The sequence below is a fragment of the Terrabacter aerolatus genome, from assembly GCF_007991735.1.
Classification (GTDB): Bacteria; Actinomycetota; Actinomycetes; order Actinomycetales; family Dermatophilaceae; genus Terrabacter; species Terrabacter aerolatus.
The window spans coordinates 1-2,517 of the sequence record NZ_BJYX01000051.1 but is presented as its reverse complement, the minus strand read 5'-3'; the positions used below and the strand labels follow the sequence as shown (position 1 = coordinate 2,517).

The 2,517-nt window shown below is 65.8% G+C and carries 3 protein-coding genes; 2 read left to right on the top strand and 1 reads right to left on the bottom strand.

Translation table 11 applies throughout. From position 1 onward, the window contains the following. Nucleotides 1-128: 128 nt before the first annotated feature. Nucleotides 129-950 (top strand): GIY-YIG nuclease family protein, encoded by an 822-nt coding sequence (locus tag TAE01_RS20340; RefSeq protein ID WP_186815324.1) that lies wholly within the window; start codon nt 129-131, stop codon nt 948-950. Between the two features lie 167 nt (nt 951-1,117). After that, a complete protein-coding gene (locus tag TAE01_RS20335; protein ID WP_147068625.1) occupies nt 1,118-1,321 on the top strand; it encodes a hypothetical protein in 204 nt (67 codons plus the stop codon). A 62-nt stretch (nt 1,322-1,383) separates the two neighbouring features. On the opposite strand, the gene TAE01_RS20330 is transcribed toward TAE01_RS20335, so the two are convergent. Beyond that, nucleotides 1,384-2,067 carry a tyrosine-type recombinase/integrase gene (locus tag TAE01_RS20330; protein WP_147068624.1) on the bottom strand — a complete coding sequence of 228 codons (684 nt, stop codon included), beginning with the start codon at nt 2,065-2,067 and terminating at the stop codon, nt 1,384-1,386. Nucleotides 2,068-2,517 lie beyond the last annotated feature (450 nt).

Sequence of the window (2,517 nt, the reverse complement as noted above, 5' to 3'; positions counted from 1 at the left end):
CACGTCGTGGTCCGCGGTCCCAGAGATCGTCGCGAGTCGGAGACGAGCCTTGGTCGGTGACCAGCCAAGGGGCGCATGCAGTGTGGTTGTCTAGCACTTTGGGCCAGACACACATTTGGAGATGGACATTGCTGACGTTCAACGACCTGCTGGCTCTGGAGGGGATCGAAAGCACTGGAGTGCGCCTGGTCCGACACCAAGACAGCCGGCTGGGACGCGGCCGGCTATATGAGGCGTGGCTGAACGACCGCGACGCGTTCGAGAGTTACCAGAGCGTGCAGAGCAAGGACCGGTTTCCGATCGGTGACTTCCTCGCCGAGTTCGTCGTTACCGAGGCCCAGAAGACGGTCTTTGTCGGGATCTACCGAGTCGACGGAGTCGGTCGATGTCCCTCCGGTAGCACCGATGCTCTGCTGAAACACGACATCTCTGGGCACTTCCGTTACGACCTCACACTGCTGGACCACTTGGCCGATTACAGGGACAGGGTCGTAATCGATTGGGGTGCCGGGACGCGGAGCTGGGTCCAGCGGGCAGCGAACCAGCCCAAGCCTGTGATCGAAATCGCCGAGCAGTACGAGCCCCGCTTTCCGGGCTTCCGGGAGTTTGTCCGCCCGGTCGACGACATCCCGACGCTCCCTAACGGCTGGCAACAAGTCCTCCGCAGCGTCAAAGGCGTGTACCTCTTGGTCGACCTCGACTCAGGCCGCCAATACGTCGGGTCGGCCAAGGGTGCGGACAGCCTGTTTGGCCGCTGGATGGAGTACGCCACCGACGGCCACGGCGGGAACATCGGCCTCAAGAGAGCCGCATCGGGTGGGCGGCGCCGCTACCAGGTGTCGGTGCTTGAGGTGGTCGACGAGAACACCCCGGACGCCACCATCGAGCAGATCGAGTCCTACTGGAAGTACAAGCTGCGGTCTCGCACCTTCGGCCTCAACGTGAATTGACGGGCTTCCGAGGAACGTCCGAAGGCTGAATCGGGCCCACCCTGTGAAGGAAGGTGTCCTTCTCGCGGCGAAGTGACGCGGCCGCATGTGCGGCTAGACAGTCGCACTCTCTAGCCGCAACAGAGCAGCAGAACGCCACTGTCACCGGTCACTGGCATCCTCTCCGCATGGGGTGGATCGACATTATTGAAGCGGCGCCAGAGCTTCTTCCGCGCAGATGGAAGAGCAGGGTGGGCACGGTGCTCATAATCGGCTTTTGGCTGATCCCGAGCACTGCCCGTGAACTTATGGCTTGGTACGTGCAAGAGAAGGCGCAAGAGTTGCTCGCGATTCTGATTCCCCTACTGCAGCAGTCCCCGCACGGCTTCTGAGCCCTCACTAACGGCCCCCTTGGGTGGGGAGTCGAGGATCGGTGCGAGACCACGCCACTCAGTCAGACACCGGCGACGTTGGCGGTGAGGAAGTGGACGCCGTGTCGGTCGAGGTTGCCGCGGGCGCGGTCGTAGTGCTCGGTGGTGCGTGGGTCGGCGTGGCGGGCGAGGATCTGCGCGTCGCGGAGCGGGACGCCGGCGTCGAGGGCGTTGGTGATGGCGGCGTGCCGTAACGAGTGGGGGCTGATGTGTCGTGGGATGCCGGCGGTCTTTGCGATGCGGGCGACCATTCGGTAGACGTCGCGTCGGTCGATCGGGTTGCCGGAGACGGGCCGCAGCACCAGCGGCCCCGTCGTGCGCTGGCCGCGGCAGGCCTCGAGTGCCCGGAGGACGGGGACGGTGACGGGCATGGTGGCGGGCTTGTTGCCTTTGCCGACCAGGTGTAGGACGCGGTGTCCGCGGAGAGTGTCGGCGTAGTCCTCGATCCGCACGACGGCGGCTTCGGAGGCACGGAGGGCGTTGATCCCGAGCAGGTAGGCGAGGGCGCCGTGGTGGACGGTGATGGTCTGGGCGACCTGGAGAAACCGGATCAGCTCGAGCCGGTCCAGGTCCTGGGGACGGGTCTCGTCGCGGTGACTCTTCGGTAGCCGGGCGTACACGGCTGGGTCGGCGGTGATGAGCCCGTCGATGTGGGCGAAGCGGAAGTAGCCGCGGACGCCGTTCATCGTGACGACGGAGGAGTCCATCAAGCCCCGCTCGGCGAGGTGGCGGATGTACAGCTCGACGTGGGCACGTTGGATCCCGAGCAGCGGGTCGAGCCCGTTGGCCTCGCACCAGGCGAACCACTGGCGCAGCTGAAACGCATACAGATCGTGGGTTGCCCGGCGTAGCGGGCCAGGAACGACACGGCGGCAAGTTGGGCCTTGGACATCGTCGCGGGCTGGAACGGCAGCAGGATGGTGGTGCTGGTCATAGGGTCACCTCTCGCGGCGAGATGGCGAACGGCCCTGGCCCCGTTCGCCGCCACCGCGGCCGGGGCATCCGGAGCGCATCGACGGTAGACCTGCGATCCACGCCTTCGGCTCCTGCAGGCGGTGGGAAGGCGCTGCTCGCTACCCCTCGAGGCGCTGCCTGACCCCCAAGCGCGTCGGGCGGGGCGAGGGCGAGGACTTTGGCTCCGTTTCAGCCCCCTAGCT

Excerpts from the sequence above, each read along its gene's own strand:
- TAE01_RS20335 (WP_147068625.1), top strand. The coding sequence starts at position 1,118 with ATGGGGTGGATCGACATTATTGAAGCGGCGCCAGAGCTTCTTCCGCGC.
- TAE01_RS20330 (WP_147068624.1), bottom strand. The coding sequence starts at position 2,067 with ATGGACTCCTCCGTCGTCACGATGAACGGCGTCCGCGGCTACTTCCGC.